The 14564-nt window shown below is 46.2% G+C and carries 16 protein-coding genes; 4 read left to right on the top strand and 12 right to left on the bottom strand.

From position 1 onward, the window contains the following. Positions 1–197 precede the first annotated feature (197 nt). Positions 198–1217: a spore coat-associated protein CotNH gene (cotNH, locus tag NYE49_RS16460; protein ID WP_217020248.1), complete on the bottom strand. Its 1020-nt coding sequence runs from the start codon at positions 1215–1217 to the stop codon at positions 198–200. Between the two features lie 152 nt (positions 1218–1369). On the opposite strand from cotNH, the gene NYE49_RS16465 reads away from it, so the two are divergent. Further along, entirely contained in the window at positions 1370–1870 is a 501-nt protein-coding gene (locus tag NYE49_RS16465) for a phosphatidylglycerophosphatase A (protein ID WP_003243814.1), read from the top strand. A gap of 228 nt (positions 1871–2098) precedes the next feature. Here NYE49_RS16465 and nucF read toward each other — a convergent pair whose 3' ends face one another. Genes nucF through NYE49_RS16480 form a run of 3 tightly spaced genes read right to left on the bottom strand, consistent with a single transcriptional unit; the run spans position 2099 to position 3631 of the window. Next, positions 2099–2869, bottom strand: coding sequence for a 5' nucleotidase NucF (nucF, locus tag NYE49_RS16470; RefSeq protein ID WP_003243196.1), 771 nt, complete (start codon positions 2867–2869; stop codon positions 2099–2101). A 28-nt stretch (positions 2870–2897) separates the two neighbouring features. After that, positions 2898–3332, bottom strand: a complete 435-nt coding sequence (locus NYE49_RS16475; RefSeq protein WP_015384552.1) for a DUF86 domain-containing protein — start codon at positions 3330–3332, stop codon at positions 2898–2900. 23 nt (positions 3333–3355) lie between these two features. Beyond that, on the bottom strand, positions 3356–3631 hold the full coding sequence (locus tag NYE49_RS16480; protein WP_003228682.1) for a YutD family protein: 276 nt from the start codon (positions 3629–3631) through the stop codon (positions 3356–3358). A gap of 114 nt (positions 3632–3745) precedes the next feature. On the opposite strand from NYE49_RS16480, the gene NYE49_RS16485 reads away from it, so the two are divergent. Next, entirely contained in the window at positions 3746–4378 is a 633-nt protein-coding gene (locus tag NYE49_RS16485; protein ID WP_015384554.1) for a YhcN/YlaJ family sporulation lipoprotein, read from the top strand. A gap of 15 nt (positions 4379–4393) precedes the next feature. On the opposite strand, the gene lipA is transcribed toward NYE49_RS16485, so the two are convergent. Continuing rightward, positions 4394–5290 carry a lipoyl synthase gene (gene lipA, locus NYE49_RS16490; protein WP_003222888.1) on the bottom strand — a complete coding sequence of 299 codons (897 nt, stop codon included), beginning with the start codon at positions 5288–5290 and terminating at the stop codon, positions 4394–4396. A gap of 234 nt (positions 5291–5524) precedes the next feature. On the opposite strand from lipA, the gene lytH reads away from it, so the two are divergent. Continuing rightward, entirely contained in the window at positions 5525–6505 is a 981-nt protein-coding gene (gene lytH / locus NYE49_RS16495) for an L-Ala--D-Glu endopeptidase (protein ID WP_015483651.1), read from the top strand. A 27-nt stretch (positions 6506–6532) separates the two neighbouring features. Here the strand turns inward: lytH and yunB are convergent, their stop codons facing one another. From yunB to NYE49_RS16530, 7 genes are all read right to left on the bottom strand, one after another. Further along, the gene (gene yunB / locus NYE49_RS16500) at positions 6533–7300 is read right to left on the bottom strand and encodes a sporulation protein YunB (protein WP_015483652.1); all 768 of its coding nucleotides are present in this window, start codon (positions 7298–7300) and stop codon (positions 6533–6535) included. Positions 7301–7372: 72 nt separating this feature from the next. Further along, a complete protein-coding gene (locus NYE49_RS16505; RefSeq protein WP_015384558.1) occupies positions 7373–7678 on the bottom strand; it encodes a YunC family protein in 306 nt (101 codons plus the stop codon). Positions 7679–7742: 64 nt separating this feature from the next. Next, positions 7743–9131: a bifunctional UDP-sugar hydrolase/5'-nucleotidase gene (locus NYE49_RS16510; protein ID WP_015483653.1), complete on the bottom strand. Its 1389-nt coding sequence runs from the start codon at positions 9129–9131 to the stop codon at positions 7743–7745. 19 nt (positions 9132–9150) lie between these two features. After that, positions 9151–9972 (bottom strand): sulfite exporter TauE/SafE family protein, encoded by an 822-nt coding sequence (locus NYE49_RS16515; protein WP_015384560.1) that lies wholly within the window; start codon positions 9970–9972, stop codon positions 9151–9153. 17 nt (positions 9973–9989) lie between these two features. Next, positions 9990–10838 (bottom strand): DUF72 domain-containing protein, encoded by an 849-nt coding sequence (locus NYE49_RS16520; protein ID WP_003243895.1) that lies wholly within the window; start codon positions 10836–10838, stop codon positions 9990–9992. A 37-nt stretch (positions 10839–10875) separates the two neighbouring features. Further along, the gene (locus tag NYE49_RS16525; RefSeq protein ID WP_015483654.1) at positions 10876–11223 is read right to left on the bottom strand and encodes a hypothetical protein; all 348 of its coding nucleotides are present in this window, start codon (positions 11221–11223) and stop codon (positions 10876–10878) included. Between the two features lie 96 nt (positions 11224–11319). After that, a complete protein-coding gene (locus NYE49_RS16530; RefSeq protein WP_047183130.1) occupies positions 11320–12660 on the bottom strand; it encodes an allantoinase in 1341 nt (446 codons plus the stop codon). Positions 12661–12834: 174 nt separating this feature from the next. Here NYE49_RS16530 and pucR point away from each other — a divergent pair, with 174 nt between their 5' ends. Then, complete coding sequence (gene pucR / locus NYE49_RS16535) at positions 12835–14430, top strand: purine catabolism transcriptional regulator PucR (protein ID WP_047183131.1); 1596 nt, start codon at positions 12835–12837, stop codon at positions 14428–14430. Positions 14431–14564 lie beyond the last annotated feature (134 nt).

Raw genomic sequence — 14564 nt, forward strand, 5'->3', positions numbered from 1 at the left:
AACTCCACCTTTCTTTTGATTGTCCTCTTGAAAAATACAATTGTTAACTCAACACAGACATATAAGTTACAAACATTATATAAGCCCGCTCCTGTTTTGACAAGACAGCACTAGGCTGAATTTTGCGAATGTAAACGCTTAACGCATTGATATGACAAGATTCTTTATTTTCTAATTATTTTTGTCAGATTTTCTCCTCACCCTGAGCTGCCTTTGCCGAGCCAGCTGACGCGTGGAACAAACAGCTTCTGCGCCCGCATATTCATGAATTCCTGCGCTGTATTGAGAAATTGTTCATAACGCCCACAGTCATTAAGAATGAAGTCAAGTTGTTCTTCAAAATAATGCTTTTCTGATTCTGATGACATGTAATAGCTTTCCACGATTTCAAAATAATGAAGCGGGAAAAGCAGACGGCTGTATAAAAGGCGTTTCGAAAACGAAGACAGCGGTGTGACTTGCTCGTATTCCTGTAAAAAGAGAAAGCCCTGCTGATTAAAATCTTGTCTGTGATGCAAATACGTATGCCTCATATATTCAGCCAAATCACGGGAAGCGTGGTCAAACACCCAATCCGCCGGAATCCTGATCAATGATTCCGGTGACCATGTATGCCTTTCCATCCGCTGATGGCATATCGTTCCTGAATCAGCGGCTTGGGGCTTGTCATCCAGCTCAGTGTCCACTAAATATTGTATCGCGTTTTCTGACAGTCCTAAATAATATGGAAATGATTCGATCATTTTTTTATCGAATGGCTCATGCGGAGGGGTCTGAACCTTTCTCTGCCAAAATGCTTCCAGCTGATCAATTCGTTTTCCCCACAGATCCTTCCACTGGCCGATTCTTCCGGCTGCCTTCACCTCATATGGATATCCTCGGCCTTTTCGGTGAAATTCCGCCAGCTCCGCTCCAATGGAGAACGCCCTATTTGAATAAGGGGGGGCCGCCTTCAGCAGAGCGTACGTTTTTCCCTCATGTTCAAATGTCAGCTCACCTTCTTTTGTAAAGATAAAAACCGAAACGTATGGGTCACTTTGTTCTTGTAAATACTGACTCATGTAATAAAGCTCCGCCAGCTCTGTTTCTGAGAATTGGGAAACGGGGACAATCAGAAAGTATGAATTAGGCGTCTGAAAGCATTGATATGTGTGCTGATACATGGAAAGCTGCCTGATGTGAATGCCGTATTTTTCTTTTATTGTACCTTTCACCATGATCACCTGCCTGTTGAATTAGGGCTCATCACATCGTAGTCATACACAGCCGGAATTATGAATACATATTTTAATCCGAAGAAGGCGCAAGAAAAAGTCGTAAACTTCTCAAGCATTTTGTATAAACTAGTAAAAAAGATTGGGTGAAGCTGATGTCAGAAAACGAACAATTCAGTCAGATGGAAGCTAAAGCAAGAGCACGGATGAAGGAGCGCGGCGTTGAGGTATCAGACATTGCCGAGCTTGTCTTTTTTCTTCAGAAAAAATATCATCCGGATTTAACCATTGATGAATGCACGCTGAACGTCAATCGTGTTCTCGCAAAACGCGAGGTGCAAAACGCGATTTTAACGGGCATTGAATTGGATGTTCTTGCTGAGCAGAAAAAACTGTCTGAACCGCTGCAAACGATGCTGGAAATAGATGAAAGCCTATATGGAGTAGATGAAGTTCTGGCATTTTCCATTGTGAACATTTACGGATCGATCGGGTTTACGAACTACGGTTACATCGACAAAGAAAAACCCGGAATCCTTAAACGATTGAATGATAAATCAACCGGTGAATGCCATACCTTTTTAGATGACATCGTCGGAGCGATTTCCGCCGCAGCTTCAAGCAGACTTGCACACCGCGCGCGGCATACAGAATAAGGGCACCCTTTTAGGGTGCCCTTTCAGCGTGTCGACAAACCCTCGCATTCGTTGTCAGGCCTGCGCTTCGGTGCTCACGAATTTCAACATTCGCCGTGCTCCGGTGCTCGGCCTTCCTAGACTTCAAAGGTTTTCAATCACGCTGAAAAGATGACAAAATCCTAAAACGAAAACGTTTTAGGATTTTGTCATCAATCTGTAAGGGTACCTTTTTTGGGTGCCCTTTTTTCAAATGTATGGAATCCATTCAGTCAGAGAGTCAATGGCGTGAGTCGGTTTTTCCATATCGTCTGTCATATGTTCTCTTTTCGTTACGCCTGTGTGAACGAGCAGCGTATCCATACCCGCGTTAATGCCGGCCATAATATCAGTGGCGTAGTTGTCGCCAACCATGAGTGTTTCAGACACATCTGTGCCGAGAACGCGCATCGCCTGCTCCATAATAATTGATTCCGGCTTGCCGATAAATACAGGCTGTACACCTGTAGATACGGTTAACACCGATGTCAGTGAACCGTTTCCCGGCAGAAGCCCTCTTTCAGTCGGAATCGCAATATCTCCATTAGTGGAAATAAAGCGGGCACCATTTCTGATTGCCAGGCAGCCGACAGCAAATTTTTCGTATGTAATGGAACGATCGATGCCAACAACGACAAAGTCCGCGTTTTCTCCGCCAAATGTCAGGCCGTTTTCTTCAATCGCCTGGCGGATTCCTTCCTCCCCAATCACATACACAGACGCGTCTTTTTTCTGCTGTGCAATGTGCTGGGCAGTTGCCATGCTGGTCGTGAAGACCTGCTCTTCTGTTGCCGGAATATCAAAAGACACGAGCTTGTCCGCTACCTGCTTCGGTGTGCGCGAAGAGTTGTTTGTCACGAAAAGATAAGGAACGCCGCGATCTTTCAGCGTTCTGACAAATTCACACGCTTCCTCGATTTTTTCCGTGCCATTGTACATCGTTCCGTCTAAATCAATTAAATACCCTTTATATGTTTTCATATCCAACACTCCTGTGGCTTTCCAGTTGTTATTTAAACGCGGAAACAGGCCCTAGCTCTGTTTCCAAATAGCTTCTGATCCGTTTCGGGAAGTCCTGAAGAGCTGTTTGATGCGCCTTGATCAGCCTGTAAAGCTCGCCGCTGTCAGCGAGCAGATACTGTTGAACCAACGTTTTGCGGTAGGCGATCAATTTTTTGAGCTCAGCACCCTCTTTTTCCGTGACAACTTTCTCATCAACAAGTATATCCATAATGTCGTCATAGCTGCCCGGGTCCCGCATAATAAAGCCGTCAATCATGTCATTGCCTGTATCCAAAATGCATTCGATTAACAGATGGCCTATACGCTGAAGTGCCAATCCCCCGATTTCAGACTGCCAGTCTGTTTGTGAGTCAAATAGCGCCAGCTGGTGCTCGAAGAATCCTAGTGTTTTCTCGATTTTGCTTCTGTCAACAAAATACATGACAGCATCCCCTTTGTGTATATTTATTTTCTGATCCGTTTCAAGACAAAATACGCACAGCCGAAATTGCAGTATTCGTAAATATATTCATCTAATGTGCTGATTTTCGTTTCGAAGGTTGCCTTTTGATTCTGGTCGTCAAAGAAGCCCTTGAGCCTTAACTGACCGTATCCCCAGTCTCCCACAATATAATCGTATTTATTTAATATATCGGAGTAGCGGGCTTTAAAAGCCTCTTCGTTGAAGCCGTCTTTGAAATTGTGCACCAATTCAAATTCGGCATTTTGAATAAGAATCATGAATCTCACCTCTTTTTCACTCATTCCTATCATAATTCATTGCCCCGTCCCCATCAATTGCTAAAGAATAAATCATGCGATTTGGCTACCCTACACATGAGGAGGGATTTATAAATGAAACGAACCGCTGTCAGCTTCTGCCTGCTGACTGGACTTTTATCCGGGTGCGGAGGCGCAGGATTGGATAATGCCCAAAATGTCCGGAATCAGACGCAGAATCAAACCAAACCCATTCATGTGTCGGACCGCAACGAGGCTTTTAACAGGCATAATGAGAACGAACAATTTGGCTATGTCCGCTATCAAAAAGAACAATTTGACGGAGACCAGCAGAAAACGCCGGTGATGAACCGGGAAGAAACCGCTCACATGATATCAAGTTTAACGGTTCAGCTCCCCCATATTCAAGATGCTGCGACATTGGTGACTGACCGAGAAGCGCTTGTCGTATACAAAACCGATTCTAAAAACCGGGAGCTGACCGCCGATCAGGTGAAAAAAACAGCGGCTTCCGTGATACCGCGATACTATCACGTGTATATTTCCGATAATCCAAACCATATGCAGTCCGTCGAAAATTACAGCAATCTCGGCTCTGGTTCAAGGGATATTAGAGAGATCATGTCGGGGACGATTCAAGAAATGAAAACCTCCCCGCAAGGAAGCCCTGTCTCAGAGAATGAAAATGCCAATGGAGAAACGCGTCAGGACATGAAAATCGATAGGAATGACAAAAACGCCAGATGATCTGGCGTTTTGGCATTATGCTTGTGCTTGACGCTTTTTAGATGCTTCGTTTACTTGTTCATCCGCATGGTAAGAGGAACGGACAAGCGGACCGGCTTCACAATGGCTGAAGCCTTTTTGCATCGCGATTTCTTTTAATTCTGCAAATTCATCAGGATGGTAGTATTTTTGGACTTTCAAGTGTTTCTTCGTCGGCTGCAGATATTGGCCGATTGCCATAATATCCACGTTGTTCGCCAAAAGGTCGTCCATTACTTCAATAATCTCTTCTTTTGTTTCGCCGAGTCCGATCATGATACTTGATTTTGTCGGAATGTCAGGCTGCATTTCCTTCGCACGGCGCAAAAATTCCAATGAACGGTCGTACGTCGCACGCGCGCGGACTCTTGGCGTCAGGCGGCGAACCGTTTCGATATTGTGATTCAGGATGTCTGGGCGTGTATCCATTAAGGTTTTTAGGTTATCGTAGTTTCCGCCCATATCAGACGGCAGTACCTCAATTGTTGTGAACGGGCTTTTTCTGCGGATCGCACGGACCGTTTCCGCGAAAATGCCTGCCCCGCCATCTTTCTGATCGTCACGCGCAACAGCCGTAATGACCGCGTGTTTCAAATTCATAAGCGCGACTGAATCCGCTACGCGTTCCGGCTCTTGCAGGTCAAGCTCAGTTGGAAGGCCTGTTTTGACAGCACAGAAACGGCATGCTCTTGTACAAACAGAACCTAAAATCATAAATGTCGCTGTACGTCTGACCGCCCAGCATTCATGAATATTCGGACATTTTGCTTCTTCGCATACGGTATGAAGGTTGTTTTCCCGCATGAGTTTTTTGAGCCCTGTATAGTTTTCATTTGTATTTAATTTAATTTTAAGCCATTCGGGCTTTCTGAGGTGTTCGTCTTTCTTTGCCAATTCCCATCATCTCCAATATCCAATATACTCAATTTCTGACACGAAACATTCTGAAAACGAGAAAGGTGCAGGTTTTAGTTCTGCAACAAAAATAATGTTTTTCTAACTAAAGAAAGTCTTTTCTTTAGACACTTTAACATAGGAAAAATTTCTCGACAAGGGAAGATGATTACTGACATTTTTAAGCCGGGTTGCCGCAAACTATGTGTATTCAATATGAAAGGAGATTATTTTGTGAAAGTTTTGTTATCCGCTCTTCTTCTCCTTTTGTTTGCATTTGAGCCTTCTGCGTCTGGAACAAAGCTTTCAGATCCAGTGCTGTCGAAACGGATGGAATTATATCATAAAATCGAAGCTGTGACGCAGATCCCTTGGTATGCGCTCGCCGCTGTTGATCAGTACGAAGAAAACGTGCGGAGCAACCGGAAAGATCTGCCTGACAAGGCGGGAATCATCAGCATCTATATACCCGATGACATCTGGAGCGGGCCTGAAAACCCGAATCCGAAAGATGATGCGCCGTTAAGCATTAAAGTGTTTGACGGAATCGGAATGGATGGCGATGGAGACGGGAAAGCCGAGGTCAGCAACGATGAAGATATTTTGTATACGTTCAGCCAATACTTACTGTCGTATGGCACAGATGAAGACAACATCCGGATCGGGCTTTGGAATTATTACCGGCGTGATCAGACAGTGGGGATCATATCTGAATTCATGAAGCTGTTTAAAGCCTACGGCCATATTGATCTGGGCGAGCATGCATTCCCGCTTCCGATCAGAACCGATTACAGCTATCGAAGCACGTGGGGAGATGCCCGCGGCTTCGGAGGAAGGCGGATTCATGAAGGTACGGATATCTTTGCCCATTACGGCCTTCCTGTCAAATCCACATGTTACGGTGTAGTTGAAATGAAGGGCTGGAACCGCTTCGGAGGATGGAGAATCGGCATCAGGGACATTAACAATACGTATCATTATTTTGCCCATCTCAATGGGTTTGCCAAAGGGATTAAAACAGGACAAATCGTTGAGCCTGGCCAAGTGATCGGATCAGTCGGCAGCTCCGGATACGGCCCGCCGGGAACCGCCGGGAAGTTCCCGCCGCATCTGCACTATGGCATGTACAAAGATAACGGAAGAACCGAATGGTCATTTGATCCATACCCGCATTTGAGGGCGTGGGAGCGATATGAATACCAAAAAAAGAAGTAACAAAAAGCCGCCTCTTCGACAGGCGGCTTATTTGCTGCTTTTTTCTTTTTTTGAATCAGCACCGTCTTCTTCTTTGCTGCTCGGGAGCTGGACAGAAGGCGTGACACCCGAGCCGCCGCTTCCATTATAAAACTGCGGCACTTCGCCCTGCACTGCTTTAATCGATACAGGAACATTATTTGTGACGACAGCGGTTTTGCTGGCAAATGGAATGATGACCTTCACTTTAATTTCGACAAAGATGCTGATATCAATAAGTGCGTTATTTATGCCATACGGCTTGATCTTAGTTTTGACATCTGTAAAAGCGTCACCGATTAAATTGAACCGGACCGGGATTTTCGGCCCGAGGTTTCCAAGAAGGCTGTTGCCGGTTACCTGTCCCAGCGGAATGTTGATCATAATGTTTTCACTGGCGCCGCTGTGTCCGGTATGGGTTTCCATCTCTTTCAAATGAGCCTGAAGCTGCTTTGTCACTTTTGTTTTCACACTGTTTACAACCTGTGTATTAAAATCGATTGTCGTTAAGTTTCCGTTTTCATCAGAATTCATTTGAAACATATCTTTCATATTTTCACTGTCAGACATATAGTCCTCAATCGAATCCTGGATCACCTCTGTCGCTATACGCTTCGTTTCCATCTCGCCGATGTCCATTAAAACAGGTTTGATCGAGCCATTGATCATCCAAAGGCTGACCGTTGTTGACAGGATAAAAAAGACAACTGACAGGAGCATCACGTAACGGAAAGGCAAAGGTCCTCTCTTGCGAAAAGGGCCGCGATATCTTGGCAAGAAAATCCCCCCTTACATATCACAATGTATGCTTGTAAGAGGGGACATAGTAATAGCCGGGGCCAATTTATTTTATCTCACCATTTTTAAAAGCGCTTCTCTGCCGCTCATGCCGACTTTGATGCCAAGATCTTCTGCGGCGTACGTGATGGATTCTAAAGGTGCGTCTAACAGCTGGTCAATGGTGCGGACACCAACTGCGCGACCCGCCACAATGCCGCGCTCCTTTAATTTTTCATTCAGCAGCGCCACATCTAGCGCGCCGCACATAATGTATCCGTGATCATTGGTGACGGCCATAAAATTCGTTTTTGGAAGTTTCACTGTCACAGCTGTAAAAGGCTGTCCTTCTATCATGATCGGTGTCAGATTTACCACGTCAACCACTCCCTTCATTCATCACTTTATGATGAAGGGCACAGCTTGTTGTGGGCTGACTGCCTTATTGCGCAAGCTTCCAAGCAAGCAGATCCCGCAAAAATTCCGGCATAAAATATTCTTTTTCTGCAGCGTCGCGAATCAACGGAAACAGTTTGCCGAGCGTAAACATATCAAGCACCGCAACGGAGTATTGTTTATGTTTTTCAATATCTTCCCCGTTCAGTGTGATCCGGGTGACGTGGGTGATCCCGTCATCGAGCCGTTTCGTTTCTACCTCAACGCCGGCATACACCATTTTCCCCATCACTTCTCCGCGGAAGCCGAGTCCTTTGATCCGGAGCTGCTCCACTTGTTCGGAAGCGGCATGGACAATGGTTTCCTTCAATTCTTCTCCCGTCAGGCGGACAGCCACCGGGTTGATCGGATGCGGACAGATGCGGTGCAGATCCAGCTTTGTCACAGGACCTGCTTTTAGCGGACCGAGAATGACACCTGAATTGACCATACTGATGTCCGTCTCGCACCATTCCTTTAAGGCGTACGCCAAAAGCAAAGGCAGCTCTGATTCTTCAAACCACTTCACCTCAGCATCTTGTGCAAGCTCTGCAACGGCATCGGACAGCTTCGCCTCGGCTTCACGTTCTTTTTCATTGAGAAACGCTTTTGTTTCTGCGGATTCTCCTGTCCATTCCGCCATGTTCTGCACAGAAGCCGTTTTGCTGATGATGCTTCGCTGTACGCTGTCCACCGTGATTTCTACACAGCCGACATAATGCCCGTATTTCTCGGCGCTGGCCAGCAGTACCCCATTAACCACTTGTCCATCTTCAAGCAAATGATGGGTATGTGATTCGAGGATTACATCAATCTCAGGCACCGCTTCAGCCACTGCTTGATCATCAAGAATGCCTAAATGTGACAGCAGAACGATAATATCAGCCTGCCCTTTCACTTCCTGAATGGTTTCCTTTATGCTTTCAAGGGCATCCGTTACTGTCCATCCCAGCTTGTCATAAACAGGATAATACGGCACAGTTACACCTAAGAAAGCAATGGACATACCGTTTTTCAATGATTTGATATGGTAAGGCACCGCCCAGGACGGACGGTTTCCATTTTTATCAAACAGGTTAGAGACGATGACAGGAAATTCAGCATGATCATATAAGGCAGCAAGCTCTTCATGCGGAAGCGTAATCCCTTCGTTATTGCCGATCGCCGCTCCATCAATGTGAAGGCGGTTTAAGAGATCGACATTCGCTTTTCCGAATGTCGCCTCTGTCACGAATTGAAAACGATCAAGATGATCGCCAATATCAAAAACGAGCGTCTCTTCGCCGTATGACTGATGCTCTTTTCTTTTCTGCTCGATATAATCTACAATTTTCGGCCAGTTTTCAAAATGGCTGTGCAAATCATTTGTATGATATAAGCGGAGCTTCTCCTTCATAATATCTCTCCCTAATCGTTCAGCTGAAAATGCCTTCATAAATGAGCTGGCAGCCGATCAAAATCAATACGATCCGCATGATCATAACGATCGTTTTCGTCTGCATTTTTCTGTTGATGGCGGCGCCAAGCTTTCCGCCGAACCAAGCGCCGGGCACAAGCGCGAGGGCGTAAAGCCAATTGACGTGCCCGGAAATCATATGTGAAACAGACCCTGTCATAGAAGACAGGAAAATAATAAACATGGACGTTGCCACCGCAACCTTCGGCGGAAACAGAAATAACAGCATCATCGCCGGAACCATCAGTGATCCGCCGCCTATACCGAAAAGTCCGCCTAAAAAACCGACAACAAAGGCAATGGCAATACCGACAGAGGCCTGATATGAGTACGTATAAGGCTCACCGGCATCATCCTGAAATGTCCGGATAATTCCTTTGTGCGCTTTATTGACCGGCCGGGCTTTCGCTTTCAGCATTAAGGATAATGAAATCAGAATCATAAAAATGCCAAACCAAACGGAAAACGAGTTTGAATTGAACAGCTTTGACACGTAAGCCCCGATCATGCTGCCGGGACCCGAACCGATAAAGAAAATGAGCCCGCTCTTATAATCAACGGTTTTATATTTAATATAAGCCAAAGTTGAAGAAAGGCCCGTAAAAATAATGACCAAAAGCGAAGTTCCAATCGCAACCTGCGGCGTCACATCCTGAAACAGCTGCGTCACTGTGCTTAAAAACATCAGAGACGGCACAATGACAATTCCGCCGCCAAGCCCGATCAGACTTCCTACCGTACCTGCGATTAATCCCAGTACGACCAAAATCACAAACGACATCAATAAAAACCTCTTTTCTAAAATAAATCGAGCTGTCTCGGAGCAAGTCCGCTGTACTCGATATCAAGCAGTTCAAGCATCTGCTTGCCATTATCCGCGGCGTCACCGCCGGAATTGTTGTTGAACAGGACAAAAACATCCTTACATTGCTGCTGCAATTCATTCAAGTGCTTTTTCCAATCCTCCAGCTCCTGTTGGTTGTAGCGGTATAAGTACCTGACCTCACGCCAGTTTTTCCCGCCATCAGGCTTCATCCAGCCCTGCTTGTTGCGTCCGTGAAACCTGACGAGCGTTTTGTTTTCATCGGTCGCGCGCAACACAGTCGGAACGCTGCCTTCTCCGATTTGCGGTTCATCACAGACACTGTGAATCCAGCCTTCCGCTTTCATAAATGAAAGCGTCTGCTCATAAAATGGCGGCGAGAACCAGGAACGGTTTCTGAATTCAAGCGCACAAGGGATATCTCCCATTTGGTGCTTGCACCATCTCAAATAGGCGACATTCTCCTTCTTGCAGTCAAACCAAGGCGGAAATTGAAACAGCACCATGGCGAGCTTATTGCTATGTAAATATGGCGTTAAAGACACCTTAAACGCATCAAACATCTCCTCTTTTGAGTCAAAGGGAATTTCGCCGCGCTGATGCCCTGTCATGCCTTGATATGCTTTCACGATAAATTGGAAGGTTTCGGGCGTTTCCTTCACCCACTTTTCATTATTGCGCGCCGGCTGAATCGCGTAAAAGCTCGCGTCTAATTCCACGATCGGAAAATGGGAGGAATAGGCCTGCAATTTTTTCTGGCTGGCCGTTTTCGGCGGATAGATGCTGTCATGATCCCCCCACCCCGTCAGTCCGATATAAATCACACTCATTCACCTCTCTTCCAGTTTATCACACGTGTTTTCAGGTTTCCTCGGAAATGCTGTACATATGGCGGGAAAATGCAGAACGAAGATGCTGATATTGTTCCTCATTCGTATCTAAAAACGCCTCTTCTCTTGAGGAAGGAATATGCTGATATTCAATAGGCGCCTGAAACTGCTCACTCGTAAAATCGTACATCACACCCATGATGCTGTTATAAAAATGCCAGCTCTCACCGACTTTTGTTTTGAAAATCGTGCCGCCGAAATGGTCTTGAATCACCAATGCCGTCACGCCGCATTGGCCGCATGCCGGGCATTCTTCCGTCCATTTAGAGCTCGTATGGCGCGACCAAGATTGCTTAAGTATGTATTTAACATGTTCCATTGCCTCCGCCTCCTTTTAAAAAAGATACCACGTTGATGAGATTTTAAAAACTAGAACGGAGGAAATCAAAAAACCCGGCGGTAAAATCCGCCGGGCTTACGAAGGAACGACCAGAGCTCCGTCAATTTCAGTGACTTTTTCCCCGTCATTGTACACGCACCGGCCTTTGCTGTAAGTGGCCGAAATGCTGCAGGGAAATGTATGTCCTTCGTAAATGCTTTTTTTATGCTTTGCAAACATCGATTCTCTTGTAACAGTGTACGGCTCCATGCTGACGAGCACGAAATCTGCATCACACCCCGCCTCAAGCCGCCCTTTTTTCTGAAGGCCGAATCGTTTTGCAGGGGCCGCCGCTGTCCATTCTGCGATGGTTTCAAACGGAATCTGATGCTCAAGCGCCAGTTCCAGCATTCCTAATAAAGTGAACTGCCCGCCGCTGATTCCGCCCCATGATAAAAACATGTTATCCTCCCGTTTCAAGGATGGACGGCAGGGGGAATGGTCTGAGGAAACCATGTCAATATCCCCGGCAATGAGCGTCTCGATCAGCGTCTCTTTTGATTGCCGTGACCGGAGCGGAGGCGCGCATTTTGCGACAGAGCCCCTTTGCCGTAAATCGTCATGGCTGAACAAGACATAATGCGGACATGTTTCAACCGAAACATCAAGACCTTCCTGTTTCGCCTCTCTGATCAGCCGGACCGCTTTCGCCGTGCTGATATGGACAAAATGAACCGGACAGCCTGTCACCTTCGCATACTGAATCGTGCGATACACCGCTTCAACTTCTGCTTCCTCCGGGCGGGAGGCGGCGTACGCATCCGCGTCCACCTTTCCTTTATTGGCCAAAACCATCTGCAAGTAGCTTGTGATCGCGTCACTTTCCGCGTGGAGAGCGAGGATTTTTCCTGCAGCCGCGATTTCTGCCATGCCTTTGAGCAATGTCCGTTCATCAACAGAGCGGAACTCATCAGTGCCTGACTTTGATAAAAACGCTTTAAACCCGATCGCTCCCGCTTCAGCCATTGGACGGATGTCATCGATATGGCCTGGCACAAGGCCGCCCCATAGCGCAAAATCCACGGCAGATTTTTGCCTGCCTAGCTCAGCTTTTGCGAGAAGATGCTCTGCCGTCACGGTTGATGGAATACAGTTGAGCGGCATATCAAAATAGGTAGTGCAGCCGCCTGCGGCCATCATTTGAGAACCTGTTTCAAACCCCTCCCAATCCTCCCTGCCCGGTTCATTAAAATGAACATGGCAGTCTATCACACCAGGAAACACGTATTTCCCGTCTGCCTGGATGATTTCCGTCCCGCTTGCTTCAATGTCAGAACCTATCTCGGCAATGACACCGTTTTGAACTGCAATCTCAGCTTCTATAACGCCATCTGGCGTAACTGCCTTCGCACCTTTTATCACCATATCGTAAGCCATATTGATCCCCCCATGTCAGGATGACGATTTTTCATGTCAGTTTATGTAACACAACCAGTTCTATTTTCAACAGTTTACTGCTACTATGATCGTATTACATCAGCAAAACCGCTAGAATTCCTATTGAAAATTATTCACCTTAACCAATGTTTTTATAGAAAAGGAGAATGCGCTATGAATATTTTTGATGTGATGAAAATACCGGCTTTTGAAAACGCCAATTTAATCGCTGGAAAAGCAGGAGGGGAAAGAGAGGTTCAGCATGTCAATATGATGGACGCTCCGGATATCGCAGACTTTTTGCATAAGAATGAATTGCTCGTCACCACCGCCTATCACCTGAAGGATCACCCGCATCAATTATCTGAACTGATTCGGCAAATGGCAAAACGCGGCTGCGCGGGCCTCGGCATTAAAACAAAGCGCTATCTGGAAGATATCCCGAAGGAAATCATCGAACTGGCCGATTCATATGCGTTTCCAATCATTGAGCTTCCGGAACACATCCGACTCGGCGATATTGTGAATGCCACACTCAGCCATATTCTCGATATGCGTTCTAACGAGCTGCAGCAAGCCATTTACGCGCACAAAAAATTCACAAACCACATTATGAGCGGCAAGGGGCTGCAATCCCTCCTCAAAAAGGTGTCAGACCTCCTTCAGCTTCCCGTGCTGCTGCTTGACCAGCATGCCAAAATGCTGTCTGCGTCTCATCAGATTTCAGTTGAGACCGAAAAGCTGAAAGGCACTCTGAATACCGTATCCGGGCCATTTTTCACTTGTTTCTCTACAATCTCAGATCAGAAAACATATTCTGTCCTGCCTATTTATAATCACGAAAAAAACTGCGGCTACCTGCTGATACCGGACATGGTGCAGGCCGGCGATAAAGGATTGATCCTCACTATTGAACAAGCGGCCAACGTCATTTCCTTTGAACTGCTGAAGGAAAATGCGCTGAAACAGTTCAGCCGGCGGGCCCGCAATGAGTTTTTCAACAATTTTATTGAGCGGTCCTTTTCTTCAGATGACGAAATCAAAAACCGGGCGAAAGAATTCAAGCTGCGCTGGGATCAAAAATACATGTGCATTGCCGGCAAACTCGATCGGAATGATGAATCAATCAGCTTTACAGAAAATCAGCTCGCTTCCGACAGCGTATTCGAATTTCTTGAAGGTGAATTATCAGCCTTCCCGTTTCCGCCTCACTTCTTTATGAAAGGAAATGTCGGCATTATTTTAATCGAGGCGACAGACAGCTGGAGTGAAATGCACGCCTCGGTGATCAGCTTTTTAGAACAGTTTCAAACACAGGTCAGCTCTCAATTTAAACGAACCGTGTCCTTTGGCATCAGCAATATCTGCCAAAAGCTCATTGATGTTCCCGACGCTTTCACAGAAGCTTCTGATGCTCTGCAATCTGGACATTTGTCAAGAAGCACCGCATTTATCCAGGTGTATCACGCCAAAGATGTGCCTGAGCTTCTGCGCTTGCTCCCGGTTGAGGATTTGAAGAAATTTTACAACTCCACGCTTCAGAGCCTCGCTGAAAAACAGCAGGAGGATCAAAGCCTGCTTCATACGCTTTCCGTCTATTTAGAGACACACTGCCAAATTTCAGAGACGGCAAAGCGTCTGTACGTTCATCGCAATACGGTCATATACCGCCTTGAAAAATGCGAAGAGCTTCTGGGTAAAAGCTTAAAAGATCCTGAAACAACGATGCGTTTGCGGCTTGCCTTACGTATGCAGCGGCTGATCAGCTAATGCTTGTTACATTTTCTTACAAAATGAATCATTTTTCGTCACTTTCAGCAATCACACCTGTCTTTTTCAGCTACTGTATCCAATGACACCCCTCGATCGGCACGATATCATGTTACTAAAGTTCACATACAGGG

Origin of the sequence: Bacillus sp. FSL L8-0358, assembly GCF_038593095.1 — a bacterium.
GTDB lineage: Bacteria > Bacillota > Bacilli > Bacillales > Bacillaceae > Bacillus > Bacillus subtilis.

Excerpts from the sequence above, each read along its gene's own strand:
- cotNH (WP_217020248.1), bottom strand. The coding sequence starts at position 1,217 with ATGGTGAAAGGTACAATAAAAGAAAAATACGGCATTCACATCAGGCAG.
- NYE49_RS16465 (WP_003243814.1), top strand. The coding sequence starts at position 1,370 with ATGTCAGAAAACGAACAATTCAGTCAGATGGAAGCTAAAGCAAGAGCA.
- nucF (WP_003243196.1), bottom strand. The coding sequence starts at position 2,869 with ATGAAAACATATAAAGGGTATTTAATTGATTTAGACGGAACGATGTAC.
- NYE49_RS16475 (WP_015384552.1), bottom strand. The coding sequence starts at position 3,332 with ATGTATTTTGTTGACAGAAGCAAAATCGAGAAAACACTAGGATTCTTC.
- NYE49_RS16480 (WP_003228682.1), bottom strand. The coding sequence starts at position 3,631 with ATGATTCTTATTCAAAATGCCGAATTTGAATTGGTGCACAATTTCAAA.
- NYE49_RS16485 (WP_015384554.1), top strand. The coding sequence starts at position 3,746 with ATGAAACGAACCGCTGTCAGCTTCTGCCTGCTGACTGGACTTTTATCC.
- NYE49_RS16510 (WP_015483653.1), bottom strand. The coding sequence starts at position 9,131 with ATGAAGGAGAAGCTCCGCTTATATCATACAAATGATTTGCACAGCCAT.
- NYE49_RS16515 (WP_015384560.1), bottom strand. The coding sequence starts at position 9,972 with ATGTCGTTTGTGATTTTGGTCGTACTGGGATTAATCGCAGGTACGGTA.
- NYE49_RS16525 (WP_015483654.1), bottom strand. The coding sequence starts at position 11,223 with ATGGAACATGTTAAATACATACTTAAGCAATCTTGGTCGCGCCATACG.
- NYE49_RS16530 (WP_047183130.1), bottom strand. The coding sequence starts at position 12,660 with ATGGCTTACGATATGGTGATAAAAGGTGCGAAGGCAGTTACGCCAGAT.
- pucR (WP_047183131.1), top strand. The coding sequence starts at position 12,835 with ATGAATATTTTTGATGTGATGAAAATACCGGCTTTTGAAAACGCCAAT.